Source organism: Lysinibacillus sp. FSL K6-4013 (genome assembly GCF_038630435.1).
Taxonomy (GTDB): domain Bacteria; phylum Bacillota; class Bacilli; order Bacillales_A; family Planococcaceae; genus Lysinibacillus; species Lysinibacillus boronitolerans.
Genome location: NZ_CP152031.1, coordinates 4,731,123 through 4,754,561 on the forward strand (window position 1 = coordinate 4,731,123; position 23,439 = coordinate 4,754,561).

General features: G+C 36.6%; 23 protein-coding genes and 2 pseudogenes. 2 read left to right on the forward strand and 23 right to left on the reverse strand.

What is annotated here, in order from left to right:
• Nucleotides 1-10 precede the first annotated feature (10 nt).
• From rplI to rpsF, 8 genes and pseudogenes are all read right to left on the reverse strand, one after another.
• Nucleotides 11-457, reverse strand: a complete 447-nt coding sequence (gene rplI / locus MHB39_RS23500; RefSeq protein ID WP_342545544.1) for a 50S ribosomal protein L9 — start codon at nt 455-457, stop codon at nt 11-13.
• Nucleotides 457-2,427: a DHH family phosphoesterase gene (locus MHB39_RS23505; RefSeq protein WP_342545545.1), complete on the reverse strand. Its 1,971-nt coding sequence runs from the start codon at nt 2,425-2,427 to the stop codon at nt 457-459. Before MHB39_RS23505 ends, rplI begins: the two co-directional genes overlap by 1 nt.
• A 13-nt stretch (nt 2,428-2,440) precedes the next feature.
• Entirely contained in the window at nt 2,441-3,382 is a 942-nt protein-coding gene (locus tag MHB39_RS23510) for a YybS family protein (protein ID WP_066038355.1), read from the reverse strand.
• A gap of 250 nt (nt 3,383-3,632) precedes the next feature.
• On the reverse strand, nt 3,633-3,869 hold the full coding sequence (gene rpsR, locus MHB39_RS23515) for a 30S ribosomal protein S18 (protein WP_004233359.1): 237 nt from the start codon (nt 3,867-3,869) through the stop codon (nt 3,633-3,635).
• Between the two features lie 40 nt (nt 3,870-3,909).
• Nucleotides 3,910-4,206, reverse strand: a pseudogene (locus MHB39_RS23520) (single-stranded DNA-binding protein); the annotation flags it as partial.
• Nucleotides 4,207-4,402: 196 nt separating this feature from the next.
• On the reverse strand, nt 4,403-6,214 hold the full coding sequence (locus MHB39_RS23525) for a reverse transcriptase domain-containing protein (RefSeq protein ID WP_258860847.1): 1,812 nt from the start codon (nt 6,212-6,214) through the stop codon (nt 4,403-4,405).
• Between the two features lie 584 nt (nt 6,215-6,798).
• Nucleotides 6,799-7,068 (reverse strand): annotated as a pseudogene (ssb, locus tag MHB39_RS23530) (single-stranded DNA-binding protein); the annotation flags it as partial.
• A gap of 43 nt (nt 7,069-7,111) precedes the next feature.
• On the reverse strand, nt 7,112-7,399 hold the full coding sequence (rpsF, locus tag MHB39_RS23535) for a 30S ribosomal protein S6 (protein ID WP_016992320.1): 288 nt from the start codon (nt 7,397-7,399) through the stop codon (nt 7,112-7,114).
• Nucleotides 7,400-7,575: 176 nt separating this feature from the next.
• Here rpsF and MHB39_RS23540 point away from each other — a divergent pair, with 176 nt between their 5' ends.
• The gene (locus MHB39_RS23540; RefSeq protein ID WP_103119041.1) at nt 7,576-8,145 is read left to right on the forward strand and encodes a DUF3267 domain-containing protein; all 570 of its coding nucleotides are present in this window, start codon (nt 7,576-7,578) and stop codon (nt 8,143-8,145) included.
• 67 nt (nt 8,146-8,212) lie between these two features.
• Here the strand turns inward: MHB39_RS23540 and MHB39_RS23545 are convergent, their stop codons facing one another.
• The 4 genes from MHB39_RS23545 to MHB39_RS23560 all read right to left on the reverse strand — a co-directional run bounded on the left by MHB39_RS23545 (nt 8,213) and on the right by MHB39_RS23560 (nt 11,611).
• Complete coding sequence (locus MHB39_RS23545; protein ID WP_342545548.1) at nt 8,213-9,253, reverse strand: acyl-CoA dehydrogenase; 1,041 nt, start codon at nt 9,251-9,253, stop codon at nt 8,213-8,215.
• Nucleotides 9,254-9,338: 85 nt separating this feature from the next.
• A complete protein-coding gene (ychF, locus tag MHB39_RS23550) occupies nt 9,339-10,439 on the reverse strand; it encodes a redox-regulated ATPase YchF (RefSeq protein WP_016994923.1) in 1,101 nt (366 codons plus the stop codon).
• Nucleotides 10,440-10,536: 97 nt separating this feature from the next.
• Complete coding sequence (locus tag MHB39_RS23555; RefSeq protein WP_048395226.1) at nt 10,537-10,737, reverse strand: DUF951 domain-containing protein; 201 nt, start codon at nt 10,735-10,737, stop codon at nt 10,537-10,539.
• A gap of 1 nt (nt 10,738) precedes the next feature.
• Nucleotides 10,739-11,611 (reverse strand): mechanosensitive ion channel family protein, encoded by an 873-nt coding sequence (locus MHB39_RS23560; RefSeq protein WP_342546954.1) that lies wholly within the window; start codon nt 11,609-11,611, stop codon nt 10,739-10,741.
• Nucleotides 11,612-11,702: 91 nt separating this feature from the next.
• On the opposite strand from MHB39_RS23560, the gene yyaC reads away from it, so the two are divergent.
• Complete coding sequence (gene yyaC / locus MHB39_RS23565; protein ID WP_016994926.1) at nt 11,703-12,335, forward strand: spore protease YyaC; 633 nt, start codon at nt 11,703-11,705, stop codon at nt 12,333-12,335.
• Here yyaC and MHB39_RS23570 read toward each other — a convergent pair.
• The 11 genes from MHB39_RS23570 to rpmH form a co-directional block, all read right to left on the reverse strand.
• A complete protein-coding gene (locus MHB39_RS23570) occupies nt 12,255-12,968 on the reverse strand; it encodes a DUF554 domain-containing protein (protein ID WP_036077938.1) in 714 nt (237 codons plus the stop codon). The two genes, yyaC and MHB39_RS23570, sit on opposite strands and share 81 nt — an antisense overlap.
• Nucleotides 12,969-13,046: 78 nt before the next feature.
• Complete coding sequence (locus tag MHB39_RS23575) at nt 13,047-13,895, reverse strand: ParB/RepB/Spo0J family partition protein (protein ID WP_036077940.1); 849 nt, start codon at nt 13,893-13,895, stop codon at nt 13,047-13,049.
• On the reverse strand, nt 13,888-14,649 hold the full coding sequence (locus MHB39_RS23580) for an AAA family ATPase (RefSeq protein WP_016994928.1): 762 nt from the start codon (nt 14,647-14,649) through the stop codon (nt 13,888-13,890). Before MHB39_RS23580 ends, MHB39_RS23575 begins: the two co-directional genes overlap by 8 nt.
• 224 nt (nt 14,650-14,873) lie before the next feature.
• Complete coding sequence (gene noc / locus MHB39_RS23585) at nt 14,874-15,773, reverse strand: nucleoid occlusion protein (RefSeq protein ID WP_342545549.1); 900 nt, start codon at nt 15,771-15,773, stop codon at nt 14,874-14,876.
• 179 nt (nt 15,774-15,952) lie between these two features.
• The gene (gene rsmG / locus MHB39_RS23590) at nt 15,953-16,669 is read right to left on the reverse strand and encodes a 16S rRNA (guanine(527)-N(7))-methyltransferase RsmG (RefSeq protein ID WP_016994930.1); all 717 of its coding nucleotides are present in this window, start codon (nt 16,667-16,669) and stop codon (nt 15,953-15,955) included.
• A 114-nt stretch (nt 16,670-16,783) separates the two neighbouring features.
• A complete protein-coding gene (mnmG, locus tag MHB39_RS23595) occupies nt 16,784-18,676 on the reverse strand; it encodes a tRNA uridine-5-carboxymethylaminomethyl(34) synthesis enzyme MnmG (RefSeq protein ID WP_016994931.1) in 1,893 nt (630 codons plus the stop codon).
• Between the two features lie 27 nt (nt 18,677-18,703).
• Complete coding sequence (gene mnmE / locus MHB39_RS23600) at nt 18,704-20,089, reverse strand: tRNA uridine-5-carboxymethylaminomethyl(34) synthesis GTPase MnmE (protein WP_342545550.1); 1,386 nt, start codon at nt 20,087-20,089, stop codon at nt 18,704-18,706.
• Nucleotides 20,090-20,334: 245 nt separating this feature from the next.
• Nucleotides 20,335-21,138, reverse strand: a complete 804-nt coding sequence (gene jag, locus MHB39_RS23605) for an RNA-binding cell elongation regulator Jag/EloR (protein WP_342545552.1) — start codon at nt 21,136-21,138, stop codon at nt 20,335-20,337.
• Nucleotides 21,135-21,905 (reverse strand): membrane protein insertase YidC, encoded by a 771-nt coding sequence (gene yidC, locus MHB39_RS23610; protein WP_016994934.1) that lies wholly within the window; start codon nt 21,903-21,905, stop codon nt 21,135-21,137. Before yidC ends, jag begins: the two co-directional genes overlap by 4 nt.
• A gap of 373 nt (nt 21,906-22,278) precedes the next feature.
• Nucleotides 22,279-22,623 carry a ribonuclease P protein component gene (gene rnpA, locus MHB39_RS23615; protein WP_004233316.1) on the reverse strand — a complete coding sequence of 115 codons (345 nt, stop codon included), beginning with the start codon at nt 22,621-22,623 and terminating at the stop codon, nt 22,279-22,281.
• Nucleotides 22,624-22,723: 100 nt separating this feature from the next.
• On the reverse strand, nt 22,724-22,858 hold the full coding sequence (rpmH, locus tag MHB39_RS23620) for a 50S ribosomal protein L34 (RefSeq protein ID WP_004233310.1): 135 nt from the start codon (nt 22,856-22,858) through the stop codon (nt 22,724-22,726).
• Between the last annotated feature and the right edge of the window lie 581 nt (nt 22,859-23,439).

Here is a 23,439-nt window from a genome sequence, read left to right on the forward strand (position 1 = left end):
TTGTCGCTCCTTATTCTTCCGTTACATGTACTTTTAACGTTGCTGATACTTCATGATGTAGTTTTACAGGAACATTTGTAAAGCCAAGTGAACGAATCCCATCAGGTAAAGTCATTTTACGTTTGTCAATTTTAATGCCGTGCATTTTTTGTAATGCATCAGCAATTTGCTTTGTAGATACTGAGCCAAATAAGCGGCCACCATCACCTGATTTTGCTTTTAGCTCAACTGTTAGTGCTTCTACTTTTTCCTTTAATGCTTGTGCTTCAGCTAATTCGGCAGCAGCATTTTTGGCCTCTAATTTCTTTTGCCCCTCTATTTGGCTTAAAGCTTGCGCATTTGCTTCCGCTGCATAGCCATTCTTGATTAAGAAATTTTGTGCATAGCCATCAGCTACGTTTTTAATTTCACCTTTTTTTCCTTTTCCTTTAACGTCTTTTAAAAATACTACTTTCATTAGTCAGAACTCCCTTCAAAGACCTCATTTATGGCCTCTTCTAAATGTTTTTTCACACCATCGATGGATTTAGCATCTATTTGGCAGGCAGCATTCGTTAAATGTCCACCGCCGCCAAGCCTCTCCATAATTAGCTGTACATTGACCTCGCCAAGTGATCGTGCACTTATACCAATTTTGCCATCTGCCCGATGTGCAATGACAAAGGATGCACTAACATCCTTCATCGTTAGTAATATATCGGCTGTTTGCGCAATTAAGACAGAGTCATACACTTTTGATTCCTCACCTACAGCAACAGCTACTCCTGGTTTTACGAACTTAACTGTTTGCACAATTTTGGAGCGCTCTATATATGTGTCCACGTCCTCCTTCAAGAGACGTTGGACCAATACTGTATCGGCACCATTTGTTCGTAAGTAAGAAGCTGCTTCAAATGTACGTGCTCCTGTTCGAAGTGTAAAGCTTTTGGTATCAACGATAATACCCGCTAGTAATGCAGTAGCTTCTAGCATATTAATTTTTGCACGCTTCGGCTGATATTCTAGTAACTCTGTCACTAGCTCTGCTGTGGACGACGCATATGGCTCCATATAAACGAGTGTAGGATTTTCGATAAAGTCCTCACTTCGACGATGATGGTCGATTACAACCACCTTTTCAGCTAATTTCAATAGGTGTGCATCAATTACTAAATTCGGCTTATGTGTATCAACAATAACGAGTAACGATTTCTCAGTCATTTTACCAGCGGCTTCCTCTGGTGTAAGGAAATTTTCATAGAAATCTGATTTACTCTCTATTTCATTCATTAATCGTGTAACGCTACCATTTAATTCATCAAAATTGATAATGACATAGCCCTTTACATCATTCATTTGTGCCATTTTCCGTACACCTACAGAAGCACCAATGGAGTCCATGTCAGGATTTTTATGTCCCATAATAAACACTTGGTCACTGTCTTGAATTAAATCGCGTAATGCATGTGAAATAACGCGCGCTCTAACACGTGTACGTTTTTCGACTGGATTTGTTTTTCCACCATAGAATTTAAGTTTTCCAGTAGGTTGCTTTATTGCCACTTGGTCTCCACCCCGTCCTAATACAAGATCAAGACTGGATTGTGCCAACTCACCAAGCTCCACTAATGAGGATGATCCAGCTCCTACACCAATACTTAATGTTAATGATAAATTCTTTTGAGCTGTTTTTTCTCGAATGGTATCTAATATAGCAAATTTTTTCTTTTCTAGCTCCGTTAAAATGGATTCATTTAATACTGCTAAGAAACGATCTGATGATATTCGTTTGACAAATACACCATGCTCTGCAGCCCATTCATTGACAATTGAAGTAACCATTGTGTTGGTTAAACTACGTGGTTGATCGTCCATGGCTTGCGTGATTTCATCGTAATTATCGACAAACAATATAGCGATTACTGTTCGGTCTGCATAGTATTGCTTTTCAATGGCAATCTGTTCAGTTATATCAAAGAAATACAGTAGTCGTTCCTCTTTTTTATAATAAACACGATATTTCCGATCACGTAGTGTAATCGTCGCCTCATTAGTCTCCTCGGTCTTCATTAATACATAGATGTCATCAGATATATTTACAATACCTTCTCCAACTAGTGATTCCATATTTAAAATGCCCTGCATATATGGATTAGACCATTCGATTTCATACTGCTCATTAACCAGCAATATCCCAATTGGCATTTCAAGCAGTGCCTCTTCCCCCACTTTTTTCATACGGAAGGAGATAGATTCAATGTGCTTTTCTGTTTCCTCAAAAGCTATCTTCTCTACTTTCCATGTGTAGGCCATCAGTAAAACAAAACCTACACCATAACCGATGCCTATCCCGATATTCCAAATACATAGAAGCACGAACGTCACAGTTCCAAATATGGAAAGAACAAAAAGCGGATAGCGAATTGGTCGTTTTCTAAATGTCCCCATTACAATCAGCCCCTTATTCTTTAGTCTTCCCCTTTACAAGTGAACGCACGTCAAAACCTAAATCAACAATACCGAGTAAGATCATAAAGGATGATAATGGAATTGCTAATAAAGTTGCTACCCATTTAACTCCATTTGGCATCCCCTTTTTAGAGATAAAATAATGGATAAAAGATATTCCTTGTAAAATCAGTAACAACCATAAAATATAAGAAACATTTAATACAATAATATCTAGCGTAGAGCCAGCCTCAGGACGCATGAATAAATTAATACATAAAACAATCATGTAATACCATAAAATAGAGCGTGGTAATCTCATATTTTGGAATGGAGCAAATTTTGGAACATCTACCCCTAGTCGTTTTAGAGCTGGTAAATTGACTGTAATGATAATAAATGCAGCAAAAAATGCTGAGATTGTTATCGTTGCAGGCATAGTCAGTTCAATTGTTTTAAACATTGCCTCAAGCTGCTCTGGATTAATGGCTACTTGGCCTGTTACATTCTTCGCAAATTCATTAGATTGCTCATAATTTTTACGTGCCATCTCTAAACTCATGCTTATGAAGTCAATCCCTGAAAGCTTTACATAAGCAACATAAACAATTGCCATCGAAAGGAGATTAGCAATCCCCGTTGACATAAATAAATAAAGCTTACTCTTCTTCAAATAAATGGCGTTACCCATAACGACACCTACTAGCCCTAAAATAAATGCAAATGGCAGCATGGATATTCCACTCGTTATAGTGGTTAGGATACAGCCTACTATTGCTACGAGTATTGATGTGGAACGCTTGTAATTTGCGCTATACCAAGCAATCGGTAGTGGAGCGAATAATAAAGCTACTATAAAGATGAATGGTACATATGCAGAAATTAGCATTAAGATTGTAAAAAGTGCAACCATCATTGAGCCTTGTACAAGCGCTTTTGTTTGATTATTCGGCATTGAAAACCTTCCTTTTTTTCAGTCAAACTTACTACCCTTTATTGTACCATTTTTTCATAGTATTGAACAAAAATCACTTAGATCACTATGTACATTGTCATTATTTTTTCAATTTTAATTCGAACTTTTACCTAACTAGTTGATAATTTTCCTTTTAACCATAACAAAAAACCAGCATACCCGATACGAATATCGTAATATGCTGGTAGTTAAAATTGATGTAAGGTCAGTTACCTTAACGTCATCAATCTTATTTATCTTCTGCTACGAATGGAAGTAATCCCATGATACGAGATACTTTGATAGCTGAAGTTAATTTACGTTGGTACTTTGCACTTGTGCCAGTTACGCGACGTGGTAAAATTTTACCGCGCTCAGAGATGAATTTTTTTAATAAATCTACATCTTTGTAGTCGATGTGCGTAATATTGTTTGAAGTGAAGTAGCAAACTTTACGGCGTTTGCGGCCTCCGCGACGTGGTGCCATAGTGTGTCTCCTCCTTATCTTTTTTTATCATTTAGAAGCATTAGAATGGAAGATCATCCTCAGATACTTCTATTGGCCCTTTGCTATTCGCAAATGGATCCTCATCTACACGTGTATAATTCGGCTGATTCATAGGTGGTTGATTTTGCTGATACGAATCGCCGCCATAGGAACCCTGCCCTGGCATAGCGCCACTAAACTGTTGTTGTGGTTGACCACCGCCATATGACGGTTGGTTATTACCGTAAGTTTGTCCACCATATTGAGGAGCAGGAGCACCGCTACCATTACGGGGTTCTAAAAACTGTACGCTATCCGCCACGACATCTGTTGTGTAGTAGGATAAGAACCCGACGCCTTTCTAAAATTCCATTATTTTTCCGTTCATACAGTCAATTGCTCTCTACGAACTGAAATTACTGTCTTAATGTCTTTTAGTAGGTTTTCAAGAACTCTCCCCCAAACCGTACGTACATCTCTCGATGTATACGGCTTTCCACTTATACCATTCTAAACTTTATTAGTTACGCATTTTAGTCTAATTTCCCGTTGTGTAAATCATTATGGCAGTCATGACATAGGGCTATTGTTTTACGATTTCTTTCAATCATAAATCTTTCCCATTTTGTCTTTCCTTTTAGGTCTTTTAGCTTTCTGATGTGGTGTATTTCCAGGGGTACGCCTTTTGTTTTACACCATTCACATTTGTTTGCTTCTAACCTATCTATAAGGTTTGTTCTGCCTTTATACTTTATAGTATTAGGGATTTCATCTACTTTGTAACTTTCAATTTCGGATGATTTTACTAATGGGTCATCATAGAAATAAATGGTTCTTTCTATTCCTTTTTTGTTTGTATAACTTATTCCAAATCTTCCGTTTTTGTTGAATTTTTTTGCAATGTCTTTAGCATTGGTTTTATATTTATTGGCATATGTTTTTAACATACTCCATTTCATCCAATATCTAAAATCATTCAACATATGAACATCACTGGCTAACTTGTAGTAGTTATACAGACCTCTGATTTCCGCATTATATGTTAGTAAAATTTCAAGGTCGTCATTGTTGAGTAATGAAGCTCTATGCATTGCTCTGAATTGCGTGTTGTCTTTTGTGTAGACAATCGCTTTTAATTCAAACAATTTTCCTATCCATGCTTCTTTTGGCATTGTGAGATTGACTGCATTATTGTATCTTCTCTTTGATACGCCGTTGGCGTCCTTACTTCTGTTGTCGTTTTTTCCTATTCGTATTTCATATCCAAGGAATTTAGCAAAATTACTTGCGTGAGTAATTAAAGTTTTCTCTGCTGAGAGATTTAGGTTCAATTTTTCCCTTAAGAAATTTGTAAGGTCTTGCTTGATATTTTCAGCGTCTTGCTTACTTCCGATTACCCCTATAAGGAAATCATCTGCGTACCTTACATATTGTATTCTCTTAAAGCTTTCATCAAATGGGTCAGTATTTGGCACTCTGTATTGTTCAGCACGCAATTCCTTTATCCTTTTGATGCATTGTTCCTTTTCCTCTTGTGATAGAGTGTCCTTTAATTCCTCGTATTTCTTTCTGGCTCTGTAAACTCTTTGGTCTGCTAATTTATATTCTTTGTTCTTTCTACGTTGTTTTCCTCTGTCGAATTTGAGTTTGTATTCCTCAATGTATCTGTCGAGTTTATCCAAGTAGATATTTGCGAGAATAGGACTGATTATTCCACCTTGAGGAGTTCCACTAATTGTTTTGTGATATTTCCATTCTTCAAGGTATCCTGCTCTTAAGAATTTATAAATTAGTCTGATGAATTTTTCATCCTTGATTTTTTCTCTAAGGATGTTTATGAGAGTGTGATGGTCAATATTGTCGAAGAAACCTTCTATATCGCCTTCTATCCACCACTTAGCACCAGTTCCAAGGCTTTTGAATTGTTTTAGGGCTGTGTGACAACTTCTGTTTGGTCTGAAACCATGTGACCTATCAGAGAATTTATTATCATAAATACTTTCTAAAATTAGTCTTACCACTTCTTGAACTAACTTGTCGTCAATTGACGGAATGCCTAAAGGTCTTTTCTTCCCATTTTTCTTGGGAATATAGACTCTTTTTGCTGGTTGTGGTTGGTAAGATTCATCTTTTAGAGTGTCTATGATTTTGTCAATTCTTGCCATACTCATTCCATCTATTGTGTTTTCATCGCTCCCCTTGGTCATGTTTCCTTCTTTAGCATATATATTGTTATATGCCATTAAGAAAAATTCCCTATTGAATAGGTTACGATACAATCTATGGTAGACGTATTTTTCATCCTTATCGTTTAGACTGTCCAATACCGAAAGTGGATTTCTCATAGTGCCTCACGCACCCTTCCATATTCTTATTATTGAACTTATAAGCTGTTCCCCTTCGCCATGTAATAGGCTTTCCCTATCTCGGACTACTACGAGAACTCCGTTACCGTATTGGATATTCAGACACAGATTGTCATAGCCCTTTTTTGAGCATTCCAACTTAGGTAATCCCCATTAAATACAATGAATACAGCGATTCGTATGATGTCGGTTGCACCTTTCATCCTTTTATATCTATGATATATAGCTGACGTTCCTTCACAGCGTAATACAACCGAGTCTAATTTGTATTACTGAACGTCACATGACATGTTCAGCCATCTTTTGTCATGGGTGGCATTGTTCCGCTTCAGATTAGTGTTCAAGCAGTATAGCCTTCAACCTCGTTCACACTACTTCTTTCGTCTTGCGATTCAGTTTTGGAATGATGACTTTCCAACTTATCACTTTACAACCATGCTACACTCCCCGTTTGGTTTCCCTCTCGGATAAGGTTGTTGACGAACAGGCGTACTTTCGTACATTGTGAATTTCCTGTATGCTTACGCTACAAGCATTTTATTCATTGCACCTGATGGGCGCACTACTCGCTTACCATCTTGTCCTTCATAACTGCCTGTCTGGATACGACCTTCTACCCCAATTAAACTTCCTTTTCGCATGAAGTTCGCTAGGTTTTCAGCCTGTTTACGCCAAGCAACACAGCTAATGAAATCAGCTTCGCGTTCACCTTGTTGATTTGAGAATGCACGGTTTACAGCTACTGTAAATCTTGTAGACGCAACTCCATTCGGTGTATAACGTAGCTCAGGATCTTTTGTTAGTCTTCCAACTAATACGACACGGTTAATCATCAGAATACAACCTCCTTTTCAGCGTTTTGTAAAAAATTAATTATTAAGCTTCTTCACGAACTGCAATGTGGCGAATGATGTCTTCGCTGATGTTAGCAAGACGTGTATACTCGTTGATTGCATCTGAAGTAGCGTTTACTTTTACGATTTGGTAGTAACCTTCGCGGAAGTCTTGAATTTCATAAGCTAAGCGGCGTTTGCCCCACTCTTTTGATTCGATGACTTCTGCACCGTTAGAAGTTAACATTTCGTTGAAACGTTCAACTAAAGCTTTCTTCGCTTCGTCTTCAATGTTCGGACGTACGATGTACATTAATTCGTATTTTCTCATCTGTTTACACCTCCTTATGGACTTAGGCTCTCCTAATTAAGGGAGCAAGGAGCAAGTAATTAATTATTACTCACATCAATGAATTGTAACATATAGGTACATGTCTTTCAAGTCACAAACTAATAATTCGTTATATAATGGCAGTATATTTCATTATCTATGAAAGGAGTGCCTTCATGTTAACCAACGATAAGGAGCCTATCGTTATCGAATTAGATTTAAAGAAGTTAATGATCGACAATTTTGTGATTACAAGTGGTCTTGTCATATTATTTATTGCCATTCAATATATTTGCTTTAAAGATTTCCATTTTTCTTTTTGGAAGATGATTGGTGGCACAGCACTATTTGTTGTGCTGTATATAATTTTTATTATCCTACACGAGGCTTTTCATTTAATTGGCTTTATGATTTTTGGCAGAGTTCCCTTTAAAGCTTTAAAATATGGCATAAATTTAGAGCAAGGTATTGCCTATGCAACTACTGAGCAACCTCTCCCCAACCATGCTATGAAAAAAGCTTTATTACTGCCATTCTGGACGACTGGAGTACTTCCAACCATTGTTGGGTTTTATCTTAACAGTACTGTTTTAATATTGATAGGGGCGGTGTTAATAGCTGGAGCTGTAGGCGATTTTGCCATGTATAAAGAGCTACGTAAATATCCACGTAATGCTATCGTACAGGATGATCCTAAATTACCAAAGCTGTATGTTTATCTATTGCAGGAAAAGGATCATCATTAAAATAAGACTACATAATTAAATAGAATCTGTAGATTAGAAATGAACAACTACAGATTCTATTTATACTTTAAGGAGTTAAAAATCCATGCTGGGCTGCTGTATATAAATTTCTCCAAATACGGTTAATCGTAGATGTTTCTGTAATAGCATCCATACCAAGACAGCGTATTAAATTATTCGCTATCTCTAAGCAAGCAGCAGCTATATCCTTAGCCAATTGAGTAAATTGTGATAATTCCTCTTCCGTTAATTGTTCACCTTTTTGATGCTGTTGCCAAAAGACAGATAATGTTGCATAAAACTGTTCCTCGCATTGCTTGAAACGTTTATGCTGCTGCATCAATAAAAATTGGAAGGCTCCAATTCGCTCAGTTCTGCTTCCATCATGATTTCGTTGCTTCATTAAAGCAAAAGCTTCTTCTAAAAAATTCTCTGTCATCCCAAGACAAACGCCTAAAAAAGAAGCCTCTGCAAAAGTGGTAAATGGAAAGCTATGTACTGAATTGCCATAATCATTTCTGATGACCCCTAATTGAAAAGTAGCATCCTGTGGTACCCAAACATTGTTTACACGGATTGTATGACTAGCTGTTGCCTTTAAACCCATTGCAGACCAATCATTCAAAATTTCTACATCATGTGGATTTACTGAGCAGCTAATAATTTTTTCGGTTTTGATACCATCTTCTTCAATTAAACAATTCATCGTAAATGTTGATGCATAATTAGAACCACTACAATACTTCCATTGCCCTGTTACATAATAGCCTCCAATTGTTTTTACAGCTATCCCTGTTGGATATCCACTACCTGCTATAACTGCTTCTTTAGGAGAATAGATTTTTTCACAAATTTCCTTACTGAATGTTGGAATAAATGCGTTTCCACCTGTACCAATAGTAATGAGCCATCCAAAATTGCCATCAAGTGCAGACATCTGTTGAAATATCTTTACACCTTCTACTAAATTTAAATCCATACCACCTAATTCTCTTGGAGTGAACAATTTGAATAATCGTTGTTCATAAATATAATCTAAGACATCTTGTGGTAACATCCCCAGTTGCTCAAACTCTAAACCACGTTCCTTAATTTGCACAGGATTCATTCATAAGTCGCCTCCATACATTAAAAATTCTGATAACTAAGCAATCGAAAAAGGGCAACCATTTTAGATTGCCCTTGTAAGTTTTTTATACATTAAAGCGGAATAACATAATATCGCCATCTTGTACTTCATATTCTTTACCTTCAAGACGTACTTTACCAGCTTCCTTAGCCGCTGCTTGCGAACCTGCCTCAAGAAGATCATCATATGCCACTGTTTCTGCACGAATAAAGCCGCGCTCAAAGTCAGTATGAATAATACCTGCACATTGAGGTGCCTTCATTCCTTTACGGAACGTCCAGGCACGTACCTCCTGTACACCTGCAGTGAAGTAAGTAGCTAGTCCTAATAAGTCATAAGAAGTACGAATTAGTTGATCTAAACCAGATTCTTTAATTCCTAATTCTTCTAAGAACATAGCTTTTTCTTCATCATCTAACTCAGAAATTTCTTCTTCGATTTTTGCACAAATAGTAATGACCTGTGCACCTTCAGCGGATGCATACTCACGTACTTTTTTCACATACTCGTTGTTGTCTGCATCTGCTACTTCATCTTCTGAAACGTTTGCTACATAAAGCATTGGTTTAATTGTTAGTAGATGAAGACCTTTAATTACCTTTAATTCATCATCTGATAGCTCAGCTGCTCTAGCTGGTTTACCGTTTTCTAGTTGCTCTTTAATTTTTAGAAGCACTGGCTCTTCTATCATAGCCTCTTTATCTTTTTGTTTCGCCATTTTGCTAACTCGTTGTAAACGTTTATCCACAGATTCTAAGTCAGCTAGTGCAAGCTCTAGATTAATAACTTCAATATCGTCAATTGGATCTACTGCACCAGAAACGTGAGTAATGTTTTCGTCTACAAAACAACGTACTACCTGACAAATTGCGTCTACTTCACGAATATGAGCTAGGAACTTATTTCCTAATCCTTCACCCTTGGAAGCACCTTTAACAATTCCAGCGATATCTGTAAATTCAAATGCAGTTGGCACAGTTTTTTTCGGTACCACTAATTCTGTTAATTTATCTAAACGTGCATCAGGTACTTCAACTATACCAACGTTTGGATCAATCGTTGCGAATGGATAGTTTGCAGCCAATGCGCCCGCTTTTGTTATTGCGTTAAATAATGTTGATTTTCCAACGTTAGGTAAACCAACGATTCCAGCTGTTAATGCCATGGATGGACACAACCTTTCTATACTCAGTTCAAATTTTCTCTCTTATAACCTTATCTATTATATTGATTCACCCAGAAAAAGTCTAATATGCCTGATGTTACGACTCTTCCGCAGAAAATAAAACCTTTTTCATTTTTTTCTCAAATTCACGACGTGGAATCATGACACTATGCTGACATCCTTCGCATTTGATACGTACATCCGCCCCCATACGAATAATTTTCCATTTATTAGTACCGCATGGATGTTGTTTTTTCATTTCAACAATATCGTTTAAACCAAATTTTTTTGCCTCCATCTTACACACTTCTCCCCTCATCTTTGCCATAGAACATCATTTTTGGATAGGCCATTGGTATATTATTTTCTTCAAAGAGTTTCGTAATATCGCGGCGTATGGTACGTGCTACTCCATATTGTTGCTGCGGTAATGTTTCAGCAGCTATACGAATGGTTACTTCTGTCCCTTTCACATTTTGCACACCTAGAAATACCGGAGCTGCAATTAATTCTTTATGCATCTTAGGCAATGTCTCTAAATACTTATTAATAACCCCTTCTGCTTTCTCAAAATCAGCATCCGCGGCCATTTGTAAATCTATAAAAATTTTGGAGTTGTTAACAGAATAATTGACGACTTCGCCTATGGCACCATTGGGAATGATGAACTGTTCACCAGTAGCACCATTAATTTTTGTTGTACGTAAGCCAATTTCTACAACTGTACCTTCTGCAGCATTTATTTTTATATAATCGCCTACACCAAACTGGTCTTCAAAAATAATAAAGAATCCAGTAATAACATCCTTTACTAAGCTTTGAGCACCAAAACCTATTGCTAAACCAACAATTCCTGCACCCGCTAATAAACCTGCTACCTTTATATTTAAGGAAGAAAGTATACCAATGATTGCAGAGAAATAAACGACATAGGAAATCACGCTTTGTAATAATCTTGAAATTGTTCGTTGGCGTCGCTCTGAGTGGCTCAATGGTGAACGCATACGGATTAAAAACACCTTTTTAATAAATTTTTTACCTAATCTTACAGCGATCCACGATACTAATAGAATGAGCAAAATTTCTATAGATGCATCAATAACCTTTTCCCAAAGATCCTCAGATGTGAGCTTGTCCCAGTATTTCTCCATTAACTTTTTATTCTTTTCCATCATTACCACCTCTTGAATAACTTGCTAAAAATTTGCGTATACTGCATAAAAATTGAGCACTTCTAAAAATAAAAAGAAAGTGAGTTTTTTTATGAATACTATACCAAATTTGTTACTACCTTATTCCCTTCATCACGAAAGTAAAAATGCTGTTTGGCAATTAAGTACATTATTTTTAGAACATATACCGTTTCATCATGAAAGACTAATTTTTTGTTGTATTGGCAGTGACCGTTGTACGGGTGATACACTTGGGCCATTAACTGGTAGCTTTTTAAAAAAATCTGTTAGTTTTCCTTATGAAATTGTAGGTTCCTTAGAAGACCCTTTACATGCTCTAAACTTAGATTCTACAATGCAACAGCTACACAATCATACTACAAAACCATTCATTATTGCGATTGATGCCTGTCTTGGCAGTGAGCAAAATGTTGGTCATATTTCAGTTCAAAGTGGCCCTATCTTCCCTGGAAAAGCTGTAAAAAAAGAATTACCCCCAATTGGAGACATTTCCGTGAAAGGAATCGTCAATATTGGAGGATTTATGGAGATGCTTGTTTTACAAAATACAAGACTTCATATTTCTTATGCAATGGCTGAAAAGCTTTCAAGAGCATTATTACTGGCTGCTCATCGTTATTCACTAAAAAATGTAGAAGATAGCCACCATAATACCAACAATGACGATACCTGGCAGCAGGTTAGCAGCTTTGATCTTAGCTAAGCCCGCAATGTTTAACCCTATTGCCATAATCATAACCCCGCCAACTGCCGTCATTTCTGTAATGAACATTTGTAATGCGGCATCAGGGATAAAGGAACTTATAACACCTGCAAAAAGAGCTATTAATCCTTGATAAACAAAGACAGGTACAGCGGATAGCAGTACACCTATACCTAATGTGGATGCTAAAATAATGGATGTAAATCCATCTATTAATCCTTTTGTAATGAGGACATTATGGTCATTACGAAGACCACTATCGAGTGCACCAATAACAGCCATTGATCCTACAACAAAAATTAGTGAGGCAGTGACAAAGCCCTCTGCTATGCTAATTTGATTTTGGTCATCCCGTTTCGTATGAAATAAACTCTCTACCCATTTACCAAGACGATTCATTTGTTTATCTAAATCTAACCACTCACCTATTACTGTACCTACCACTAAACTTACTACCAAGATAATAAAATTATCACTTTCAAAGCCCATTTTTATCCCTAATAATGTGACGGCTAAACCAATAATAGATAGGACCGTAGATTTCATAGATTCAGGGATATTTTTAAAAATCCGCCCTACTAATGCTCCTGCTATAATTAACAAAGCATTTATCAATGCTCCTAGTAATACCACACTTAAGCCTTCTTTCTCTCTAAAAAATAGAGAGCGCCTGTTTGCTTGGCGCTCTGATTAAGTTATAGGAATATTATTTTATTCTTCCTGTATGTTTAATATTTCCAATATACGTTCTAAATCATCTTCAGAATAAAATTCAATTTCAATTTTCCCTTTATTATTTGTTTTTTTAATTTGAACATTTGTTCCAAAGTAATCTCGTAATTGTGACTCCTTTGCAGTTACAAAAATATCTTTTTTCTTAGGTGGGATTGTTTCACGTGAAACTTCTTCATTTAAGTTTTGCACTAATAATTCAACTTGACGTACATTCAATCCTAGATTTATTACCTTATTGGCCACTTCTGATATTCTTCTTTTATTTTTTAAGCCGAGTAATGCTCGTCCCTGCCCCATTGATAATGTTCCATCATTCATCAATTTACGTACATCTTCTGGTAAGGCTAGTAGCCGAACATGATTGGCAATATGTGGTCTACTTTTTCCTAGTCGCTTCGATAACTCTTCCTGTGTTAAATGTAAGTTTTCCATTAAACTCTGATAGGCTTCAGCTTCTTCAATTACAGTTAAATCCTCACGTTGGAGGTTTTCTAAAATAGCGAGCTCCATCATTTGTGCATCTGATAGCTCTTTTATAATGACAGGAATAACCTCGAGGCCAGCTAATAGGCAAGCTCTGTAACGACGCTCCCCCGCAACAATTTCAAACTTGCGTGCTTTTTTACGCACGGCAATTGGCTGCAAAATCCCATGTTCTTTAATAGAATCAGCTAATTCTTGTAAACTTTCTTCATCGAAAATTTTACGAGGCTGAAATGGGTTCGCAACAATTAAATCTAATTGGATTTCTTCCACTTGCCCACTGTGTTCTAAAGACTCTCCTGGAAATAATGCACCAATACCCTTCCCTAGACCTTTAGCCATTTTTAATCACTTCCCTCGCCATCTCTAAATAAACTTCTGCACCTCTAGATTTTGCGTCATAAGTGATAATTGGTTGACCATGACTTGGTGCCTCACTTAATCGCACATTACGAGGAATTATTGTTTTATATACTTTATCTTGGAAATATTTTTTCACTTCATCAATAACTTGCAAGCCTAAGTTTGTGCGTGCATCCAGCATTGTTAATAAAACGCCATCGATGTAAAGCTGTTGATTCAAATGCTTTTGAACGAGGCGAACTGTTGATAATAACTGACTTAACCCTTCCAATGCATAATATTCACATTGTACAGGGATAATGAGCGCATCTGAAGCTGTTAACGCGTTGATTGTTAAAAGCCCTAAAGATGGTGGACAGTCAATAATTATATAATCGAAATCTTCTTTCACATTTTGTAGAGCATGTTTTAAACGTACTTCTCTTGAAATAGTGGAAACCAATTCAATTTCTGCGCCTGCAAGCGAGATTGTTGCCGGCACGATAGATAAATTTTCTACCTTTGTTTTTTGAATGACATTTTGAACATCTTCATCATCAATGAGCACATCATAAATGCAACCCTGTATCTCTCCTTTATTAATACCAAGTCCACTTGTTGTATTCCCCTGCGGATCAGTATCAATTAAAAGCACCTTCTTACCTAAGTATGCTAGGCAAGCGCTCAAATTGACCGAAGTTGTTGTTTTACCTACGCCACCCTTTTGATTGGCGATTGCTATAATTCTACCCATTTAAAAGCACCTGCTTTCATCTATCAAAGTTTACTTTGACAAATCATTTGTAAAATCACTATTTAATCCGCTATCTAACTTTCATTCTATCAAAAAAAATGAAGAGAGTTGTATAAAATATTAAGAATATATACAAAAAAGGAGACATCTCAATTAACCTTCTGAGATATCTCCCCTGTACAGTGATGAATTTGATCCATATATTACTTTTCTAAAATAATTTACTATACTTTTTTCTTTTTAGGAATTTTCACTGTAATTTGATAGTATTCTTCTGTATCTTCTTCTTCAGTTTTCACCGTAATCCCGCTTTTTGTTACCATCGTTAACGACTGTTTGATGGTATTCAAAGCAATACGCACATCCTTACTTATGGCCTTACGTTTTGGCTTCGCTTTTTTTGGGATTGTTTCTTCCTGCTCGTCAGCTACAGGATGTAATATACCCTGAATGTGCTCCTCTAGCTGTCGCACATTCCAATCATTATCAATTGCTAGCTGTAAAATTTCTAATTGCAATGGTTGATCTTTAATAGCAATTAATGCACGTGCATGTCGTTCAGATATTTGTCGCTTCAAAATAGCTTGCTGTACTTCATCTTGCAGCCTTAATAAACGTAATTTGTTGGCTACAGTGGATTGTCCTTTTCCAAGTCTTTGGGCAAGAGCTTCCTGTGTTAGCTCATGAAGCTCTAATAATTTTTGATAGGCTACCGCTTCTTCAATTGCAGTTAACTCCTCACGCTGCAAGTTCTCTATTAACGCAATAGAAGCTGTTTCCTTATCAGTTAAATTACGTACAATAGCAGGGACTTCTGTCCATTGTAGCTTTTTCATCGCTCGATAACGACGCTCACCAGCGATGATTTCATATTGATTTTCTGATGTTTTACGTACAACAATTGGCTGAATCACACCATGTGTATGAATGGTTCTTGATAATTCTTCAATTTTTTCATCATCAAAAATAGTACGTGGCTGAAAACGGTTAGGTACAATTTGATCAATAGGCAACTTTATGACTTCTTCCGCTGCATGAACCGCCTCTGCTTGTTCTACTTCATTTTTCACAATAGGCTCTGTTTTACTGCCGCCTCCAAAAAAACGTGAAAAAGGACTTTTCATCCAAGTGGCACCACCTTTAAGTAACTATCTTGCTCTGTGTCATTCTATTATTATTTATTATATTTCTTTAAATGTATATAGTTCATAGATGTCTTTTGCGTGAACCATCCATAACTAGTATGTATGCTCAAAATAGAAAAAATATTTTCCACTTTGAGAAGTTTCACATGAAACACTAATTATTGAATCGGTGTTTTATTTGGTACACCTGGCTTACGCGGATATTTTTTCGGTGTTCCTTTTATTTTATCAAATATATATAAAATGCGGTCACTTTCTTCAACAGGTAGCTTGAAAGAAAATTCCTCTCTCAGTTTAACACCTAATGTTGTTAAAGCTTTTTTAGCATCCTTTAATTCTTCTGCTCCAGCTGCGGCTTTTAAAGCAACAAAATATCCATCTTGTTTTGCTAAAGGTACGCATAGCTCTGCTAGAACTGATAAACGAGCTACAGCACGTGCCGTTACCACATCAAATTGTTCACGGTATTTTAAATTTTGGCCAAACTCTTCCGCTCGAGCATGTACAAAATGCATATTCTCTAATTGTAACTCATCACTTAAATGATTTAAAAAGGTAATTCTTTTATTTAATGAGTCGACAATTGTAACTTGTAAATGTGGGAAGCAGATTTTAATTGGGATACTTGGAAAACCAGCTCCTGCCCCAACATCGCAAACAGTTACTACTTTTGAAAAGTCAAAGTAAAATGAAGGACTAATTGAATCGAAGAAATGCTTTAAATATACGCCTTCTAAATCTGTTATAGCGGTTAAGTTCATCTTTTCATTCCACTCAACAAGTAATTCAAAATACTTTTTAAATTGAGCAATTTGCATATCAGAAAGTTCGATACCTTTCTCTTTCAGAGCCTCAATAAATTGTTGTTCGTTCATGGAAAGTCTCCTTTGTTATCTAGCTATACAACTCCAACTAATAGTATAGCCTTAAAAATAGGAAGCGGGCACAATGGTATGCCCGCCTCTTATTCACTTTACTGTTGTTGATGATCAGCTGCTTACTTTCGCAATTTTACCTTGTTCAATATAAACAAGCAGAATTGAAATATCAGCTGGATTAACACCAGAAATACGAGAGGCTTGCGCAATAGACAGTGGTGTAACTTGTTTTAATTTTTGACGCGCTTCTGTTGCTAAACCTGAAATAGCATCATAATCAATATTCTCAGGGATTTTTTTGTTTTCCATTTTGTGGAGTTTCTCTACCTGCTGCAATGCTTTTTCGATATAGCCTTCATATTTAAGCTGAATTTCAATTTGTTCTTTCACTTCATCCGTCAATTCAATTTCTGCAGGAATTAAAGAAGAAATTAACTCATAATGCATTTCAGGGCGTTTCAATAAATCTGCGCCACGAATACCGTCTTTTAATTCACTACCACCAACAGAACGAATAACAGATTGTGTCGCTTCATTTGGCTTAATAATGACTTCACGAAGACGTGCAATTTCATTTTCAATCAGCTCTTTTTTCTCATTGAAACTAGCATATCTTTCTTGTGGAATCATCCCCATTTTATAAGCTAGCTCTACTAAACGTAGATCTGCATTATCGTGACGTAATAGTAAACGATATTCTGCACGAGATGTTAATAAGCGATATGGCTCATTTGTTCCTTTAGTCACTAGGTCATCGATTAAAACGCCAATATAAGCATCCGAACGGCTTAAAATCAATTCCTCTTTACCTAGTACATTAGCAGCAGCATTCATGCCCGCCATTAAGCCTTGCGCGGCAGCTTCTTCATAGCCAGATGTACCGTTAATTTGACCTGCTGTATATAAGCCTTTAATACGTTTCGTTTCTAAAGTTGGCCATAATTGTGTTGGCACAATTGAATCGTATTCAATAGCATAACCAGCACGCATCATTTCCGCATTCTCTAAGCCAGGTATAGATTTTAGTAAACGTGTTTGAACATGCTCTGGTAGGCTTGTTGACAAACCTTGAACATAAACCTCACGTGTATTGCGGCCTTCTGGCTCTAAGAAGATTTGATGTCTTGGCTTATCATTAAAACGTACAACTTTATCTTCAATAGATGGGCAGTAACGTGGACCTGTCCCTTTAATCATCCCTGAGTACATCGGTGAAAGATGTAAATTTGCTTCAATAATTTCATGTGTTTCAGGGCTTGTGTATGTTAACCAGCAAGGTAGCTGATCCATGATGAATTCAGTCGTTTCAAAACTAAATGCACGTGGAACATCATCTCCTGGTTGAATCTCTGTTTTGTCATAGTTTATTGTACGATTATTCACACGTGGTGGTGTACCTGTTTTAAATCGAACTAGGTCAAAACCTAGCTCTTTTAAATTATCAGCTAAGCGAATTGACGGTTGCTGGTTATTAGGACCACTTGAATATTTAATATCACCGATTATGATTTCACCACGTAGGAAAGTACCTGTTGTCACGACGACTGTTTTAGCACGATAAACGGCACCAATTTGTGTAATGACCCCTTTTACTTCCCCATCTTCAATAATTAACTCTTCAACCATCCCTTGATGGATTGTTAAGTTTGGTGTTTCCTCTAATACTCGTTTCATTTCCTGTTGATACAAAACTTTGTCCGCTTGTGCGCGCAATGCACGTACAGCTGGGCCTTTCCCTGTATTCAACATTCGCATTTGAATATGCGTTTTATCTATCACTTTCCCCATGACGCCTCCTAAAGCGTCAATCTCACGTACGACAATTCCTTTGGCAGGACCACCAATAGATGGATTACATGGCATAAATGCAATCATATCTAAATTGATTGTTAGCATTAATGTGTTAGCGCCCATTTTAGCCGCAGCATGTGCAGCTTCTGAACCTGCATGACCAGCACCAATCACAATCACATCAAACGTGCCTGCCTCATATTTTGTTGGCATGCTCGTACCTTCCTTTCTTTCTAAAAATTATTTTCCTAAACAGAACTGAGAAAATAGTTGATTGATGAGGCTTTCTTGAACAGTATCACCAATGATTTCGCCAAGTATTTCCCATGTTCTTGTTACATCAATTTGTACCATATCGACTGGTACACCATCCTGTGCAGCTGCTATTGCATCTTCTACCGTTGCTTGCGCTTGGTGCAGAAGGGCAATATGTCTTGCATTTGAAACATATGTTAAATCGCCCGCTTCGATTTGTCCCTCAAAGAATAATGCAGCAATGGCTTCTTCTAGCTCTGTAATACCTTCCTCTTGTAGCAGAGAAGTTGTTACAATGCGATGCTCACCAGCTAATTCCTTGACATGAGCCAAATCAATTTTTTGCGGTAAATCTGTTTTATTGACAATGACAATGTAATCCATCGCTTCAATTGTTTCGAATAGACGCTCATCCTCAGCAGTTAATTCATCTGCATAGTTTAATACAAACAGAATTAAATCAGCTCCACGAAGAGCTTCCCGTGAGCGTTCTACTCCAATTCGTTCAACAATATCTTCTGTTTCCCGAATACCCGCTGTATCCACTAAACGAAGTGGAACACCTCGGACATTGACGTACTCCTCTATAATATCACGAGTAGTCCCTGCAATATCTGTCACTATGGCCTTATTTTCTTGTACTAAGCTATTTAATAGTGAAGATTTCCCAACATTCGGACGACCTAAAATAACTGTTGATAATCCCTCACGTAAAATTTTTCCTTGAGAAGATGTTTGCAAAAGTTTTATAATTTCATTTTTTACCCATGTACATTTCTCTACTAATACAGGTACAGTCATTTCTTCTACATCATCATACTCTGGATAATCTATATTAACCTCTACTTGGGCTAATGTCTCTAGTAAAGCTTGGCGCAAATCACCAATAAGTCTCGATAATTTTCCATCCATTTGACCCAGAGCCACATTCATCGCACGATCTGTTTTAGCTCTTATCAAATCCATTACTGCTTCAGCCTGTGATAAATCAATACGTCCATTTAAAAAGGCACGTTTTGTGAATTCACCTGGCTCAGCTAGCCTTGCTCCATTTGTTAAAGCAAGTTGCAACACGCGTTTGACTGAAACTAATCCACCATGACAGTTTATTTCAACTACATCCTCACGTGTGAATGTTTTTGGCCCACGCATCAGTGATAGCATTACTTCCTCTACTACCTCATTAGTTTTAGGATCGACTAAATGTCCATAATGAATAGTGTGCGAATCTTTTCTTGTTAAACTTTTTCCCCCAGGTGATTTGAATATTTTATCTGCAATCGTCACAGCCTCGTCTCCACTTAAACGAACGATGGCTATGGCACCTTCACCCATCGGTGTGGATATCGCAGCAATTGTATCGAACTCCATTTAATGACCTCCTCAACGTTATCCACATGTGGATAATCAAAACCGACCAATACTTACTAACACCTTAGACTAACATATTTTCAGCAAAATCTAAAGTAAGGATCATTTCCAAATGTGGATAAAAGCAATTTTTCGCTAATCATATTTTCGACAAAATTTGCTATGTTTCATTAAAAAAGGCCATTTTATCCTAAAGATAAAATGACCTTTCAAAATATATTGTCTGTATGATTATAAGAAACAATCTAATTATTTTTTACTGGTTCAATTACTAAATAACGATTAGGCTCTGTACCTTCTGAATACGTTTCAAGATCTAGACGATTTGCTAATTGATTATGAATTATCTTTCGTTCGTAAGACGGCATAGGTTCAAATGCCACACGTTGATTTAAGCGTAATGCTTTATCCGCCATTCGATCCGCAAGTAATTCTAAAGCTACTTGTCGACGCTCGCGATAGTTTTCTACATCCAGTTTCACCATTAAGAACTGCTTTGCGCTTTTATTTAATACGAGTTGCGTTAATTGCTGTAAGGAATTTAATGTTTGACCTCGTTTCCCTATAAGCAGTGCAGCTTTTTCACTTTTCAGTTGAAATAATACATATTTCCCTTCGCGTGTCGTAGCAATCTCAAGATCATGAATAGCCAATTGTTCAGCAATACTAATTAAATAATCCTTTGCCTCTTCAATTGGGTTTAATGCGTCAGCATCCTCATCTTGTCCTTTAACGACTTGTTGAACTTCTTCCATTTCACTTGGTTGTTCAGAAACTTGTGAACTTAGTGTTTCAACATCATCTACTACTATTGGTTCATTTAATTGAGTTTCTACCTGCGATTCAGCACTGTCGCCTTCAATTGTCGGAACCTGAACTTCTTTTACTGTTACACGTACCTCTGCAGAACGTGCACCAAAACCGAAAAATCCTTTTTTACCTTCTTGTAAAACTTCAACATCTACTTGTTCACGGGTTTTGCCAAGTTTCTGTAACGCCAATGAGATCGCTTCTTGTGTTGTTGCGCCTATTTGCGTAAGTTGTTTCACTTTTTAGCCCCTCCATTTTGAGCAGGTTGTGTTTTATCTTTATTCCAAGGTTTATAAATAAACAGGTTTTGGAGAATCGAAATAATATTCCCGATTACCCAATATAGTGATAATGCAGCTGGTAAGGCCATACCAAAACCAATAATCATGAATGGCATAATATACATCATGATTTTCATTTGAGGATTATCCATTGCTGGTCCTGTACGTAAAACGATAAATTGCATTAAGCCTGCTGTAATAGCTAATGCTGGTGCAGGATCTGCTAACGGGAAGATAAAGAAATTCCCTAAATCAAATGTTGATGTAGCATTCATACGATTTATTGCATGATAGAAACCAATTAAAATTGGCATTTGAATGATTACTGGTAAACATCCTGCAAGTGGATTTACTCCAGATTCACTCATTAACTTCATCATTTCTTGCTGATATTGTTGTTGTGTCTGAGCATCCTTAGAAGCATACTTCTTTTGCAGTTCCTTCAATTTTGGTTGAATTTCTTGCATCTTTTTAGAACTCTTTGTTTGTTTGATCATCAACGGCAAGATTGCTAAACGAATAATAATCGTTACGGCAATGATCCCCCATGCATACGTACCTAGCAGATCAGCAAAGTATTTTATCGCTGATACCAACGGCCAAACAATGAATTCATTCCAGAAGCCTGTGCTATCTTTGGAAATTGGTTCATTGAATTCTGTACAACCAGAAAGTAGTAAGGCTACTGCTACTAGTGACAAAATTACCCAATGTTGTTTTTTCAACCTTCTTCCCCCTACAATTACTATTCACTTTTTCTTATTCTATATGCTTCTTTTTGTACTGACAGTTTCCTATCACATAATCGTTTAACCGTCAGTAGCCTTATCTTAATTTCAGTCCACTTTTGAGAGTCCTCGATGAAGATAAAGTTATCAGTTATTTTATCATGCCTATAACATTCACTCTACTAAATATTCTAACTACACACATTTATTCCTAAGTTAAGTTGTGAATTTTACATATTTTTAAGCGAAAACTCCCGCTACAAATACCCCTGTGCGTATAATTCCCTTACTTATAATTGTAAACAAAATCACATATTTTCTATTCTATTGCTAACAGTACAGGCGGAATTTCACCACTTGGTTGCATACATTACACTTTTTTCATTACCTTTGCGATTCGTAGTACATGCTGCAAACTTTGTTTCACTTCATGAAAATCCATAGTGGCCGCCGGATGTCTGGCGATAATAACATAATCCATATTCGGCTTTAGATCATCTTTTAATTCATGAATACTTTGTCGAATATAGCGTTTTACTTGGTTGCGTGTTACCGCATTGCCAAGCTTCTTACTAACTGATAAACCTACACGAAATTCCGTTTGTCCCTCTTTTACTAAAAAATAAACAACAAACTGACGATTAGCGAAAGATTTACCCTTTTTAAACACCTTTTGAAAATCATCATTCTTCTTCACTCGTTGGCGTTTTTTCATTTCTTTCACCTGCTATTAGATAATATCTTTTGATCCTCATTTCTAGGTTTACCAAAAATAAAGAAAAAAAAGACCACTGATGTGGCTCAGTGGACTTATTTTATGCTGATAAAACTTTTCTTCCTTTACGACGACGAGCAGCAAGAACTTTGCGACCGTTTTTCGTGCTCATACGTGCGCGGAAACCGTGTACTTTGCTGTGCTTACGTTTTTTTGGTTGGTAAGTACGTTTCATTTATATAGACACCTCCTGATATGAGTTGAATTTTTCAACATACAGACTCGAATATTATATAAAGTATCTAGTTATTTTGTCAATGAATTTCACAAATTTCTTTTAAACAGTCGAACTTTCTATTTATTCTATTCTCAATTTTCTAGTGTTCGGATCTATGTTTTATTCATAAACATAAAAAATATTTATCCACAGAGTACTTGTTTTTTTTACACAGAGTTGTGTATAGTATTTTTTGCATTATTTTTTATCCACAACAATTATCTACAGGTTTCTCACATAAGCAGTGCTTGTGGACAACTCTAAAGTGCATAACTGTAAGCTATGTGGATAAGTTTCACAAACTATTGAAATAGCTTTGTTTTTCTGATACGATTACTGTGCTTCACTTTGTTGAAAACTAAAACGAACATTTTAATTATCCACAACTGTTAATATGCTGTGGATAATTTTTATCACAGCCTTTGGTTAACTTTTATCCACAACTTGTGATTATGTGGACGAGTTATAAAATGAACGTATTTACAATTCTATAAATGCGATTTTTTTTTGTATTGAACACTGTAAAGGAGATTAGCAGC

Excerpts from the sequence above, each read along its gene's own strand:
- MHB39_RS23555 (WP_048395226.1), bottom strand. The coding sequence starts at position 10,737 with ATGGAGGCAAAAAAATTTGGTTTAAACGATATTGTTGAAATGAAAAAA.
- rsmG (WP_016994930.1), bottom strand. The coding sequence starts at position 16,669 with ATGAACGAACAACAATTTATTGAGGCTCTGAAAGAGAAAGGTATCGAA.
- MHB39_RS23505 (WP_342545545.1), bottom strand. The coding sequence starts at position 2,427 with ATGGGGACATTTAGAAAACGACCAATTCGCTATCCGCTTTTTGTTCTT.
- MHB39_RS23525 (WP_258860847.1), bottom strand. The coding sequence starts at position 6,214 with ATGAGAAATCCACTTTCGGTATTGGACAGTCTAAACGATAAGGATGAA.
- mnmE (WP_342545550.1), bottom strand. The coding sequence starts at position 20,089 with ATGGAGTTCGATACAATTGCTGCGATATCCACACCGATGGGTGAAGGT.
- mnmG (WP_016994931.1), bottom strand. The coding sequence starts at position 18,676 with ATGCCAACAAAATATGAGGCAGGCACGTTTGATGTGATTGTGATTGGT.
- MHB39_RS23560 (WP_342546954.1), bottom strand. The coding sequence starts at position 11,611 with ATGGAAAAGAATAAAAAGTTAATGGAGAAATACTGGGACAAGCTCACA.
- yyaC (WP_016994926.1), top strand. The coding sequence starts at position 11,703 with ATGAATACTATACCAAATTTGTTACTACCTTATTCCCTTCATCACGAA.
- rplI (WP_342545544.1), bottom strand. The coding sequence starts at position 457 with ATGAAAGTAGTATTTTTAAAAGACGTTAAAGGAAAAGGAAAAAAAGGT.
- rnpA (WP_004233316.1), bottom strand. The coding sequence starts at position 22,623 with ATGAAAAAACGCCAACGAGTGAAGAAGAATGATGATTTTCAAAAGGTG.
- MHB39_RS23575 (WP_036077940.1), bottom strand. The coding sequence starts at position 13,895 with ATGGCTAAAGGTCTAGGGAAGGGTATTGGTGCATTATTTCCAGGAGAG.
- ychF (WP_016994923.1), bottom strand. The coding sequence starts at position 10,439 with ATGGCATTAACAGCTGGAATCGTTGGTTTACCTAACGTTGGAAAATCA.
- noc (WP_342545549.1), bottom strand. The coding sequence starts at position 15,773 with ATGAAAAGTCCTTTTTCACGTTTTTTTGGAGGCGGCAGTAAAACAGAG.
- rpsF (WP_016992320.1), bottom strand. The coding sequence starts at position 7,399 with ATGAGAAAATACGAATTAATGTACATCGTACGTCCGAACATTGAAGAC.
- rpsR (WP_004233359.1), bottom strand. The coding sequence starts at position 3,869 with ATGGCACCACGTCGCGGAGGCCGCAAACGCCGTAAAGTTTGCTACTTC.
- MHB39_RS23540 (WP_103119041.1), top strand. The coding sequence starts at position 7,576 with ATGTTAACCAACGATAAGGAGCCTATCGTTATCGAATTAGATTTAAAG.
- MHB39_RS23545 (WP_342545548.1), bottom strand. The coding sequence starts at position 9,253 with ATGAATCCTGTGCAAATTAAGGAACGTGGTTTAGAGTTTGAGCAACTG.
- MHB39_RS23580 (WP_016994928.1), bottom strand. The coding sequence starts at position 14,649 with ATGGGTAGAATTATAGCAATCGCCAATCAAAAGGGTGGCGTAGGTAAA.
- MHB39_RS23510 (WP_066038355.1), bottom strand. The coding sequence starts at position 3,382 with ATGCCGAATAATCAAACAAAAGCGCTTGTACAAGGCTCAATGATGGTT.
- rpmH (WP_004233310.1), bottom strand. The coding sequence starts at position 22,858 with ATGAAACGTACTTACCAACCAAAAAAACGTAAGCACAGCAAAGTACAC.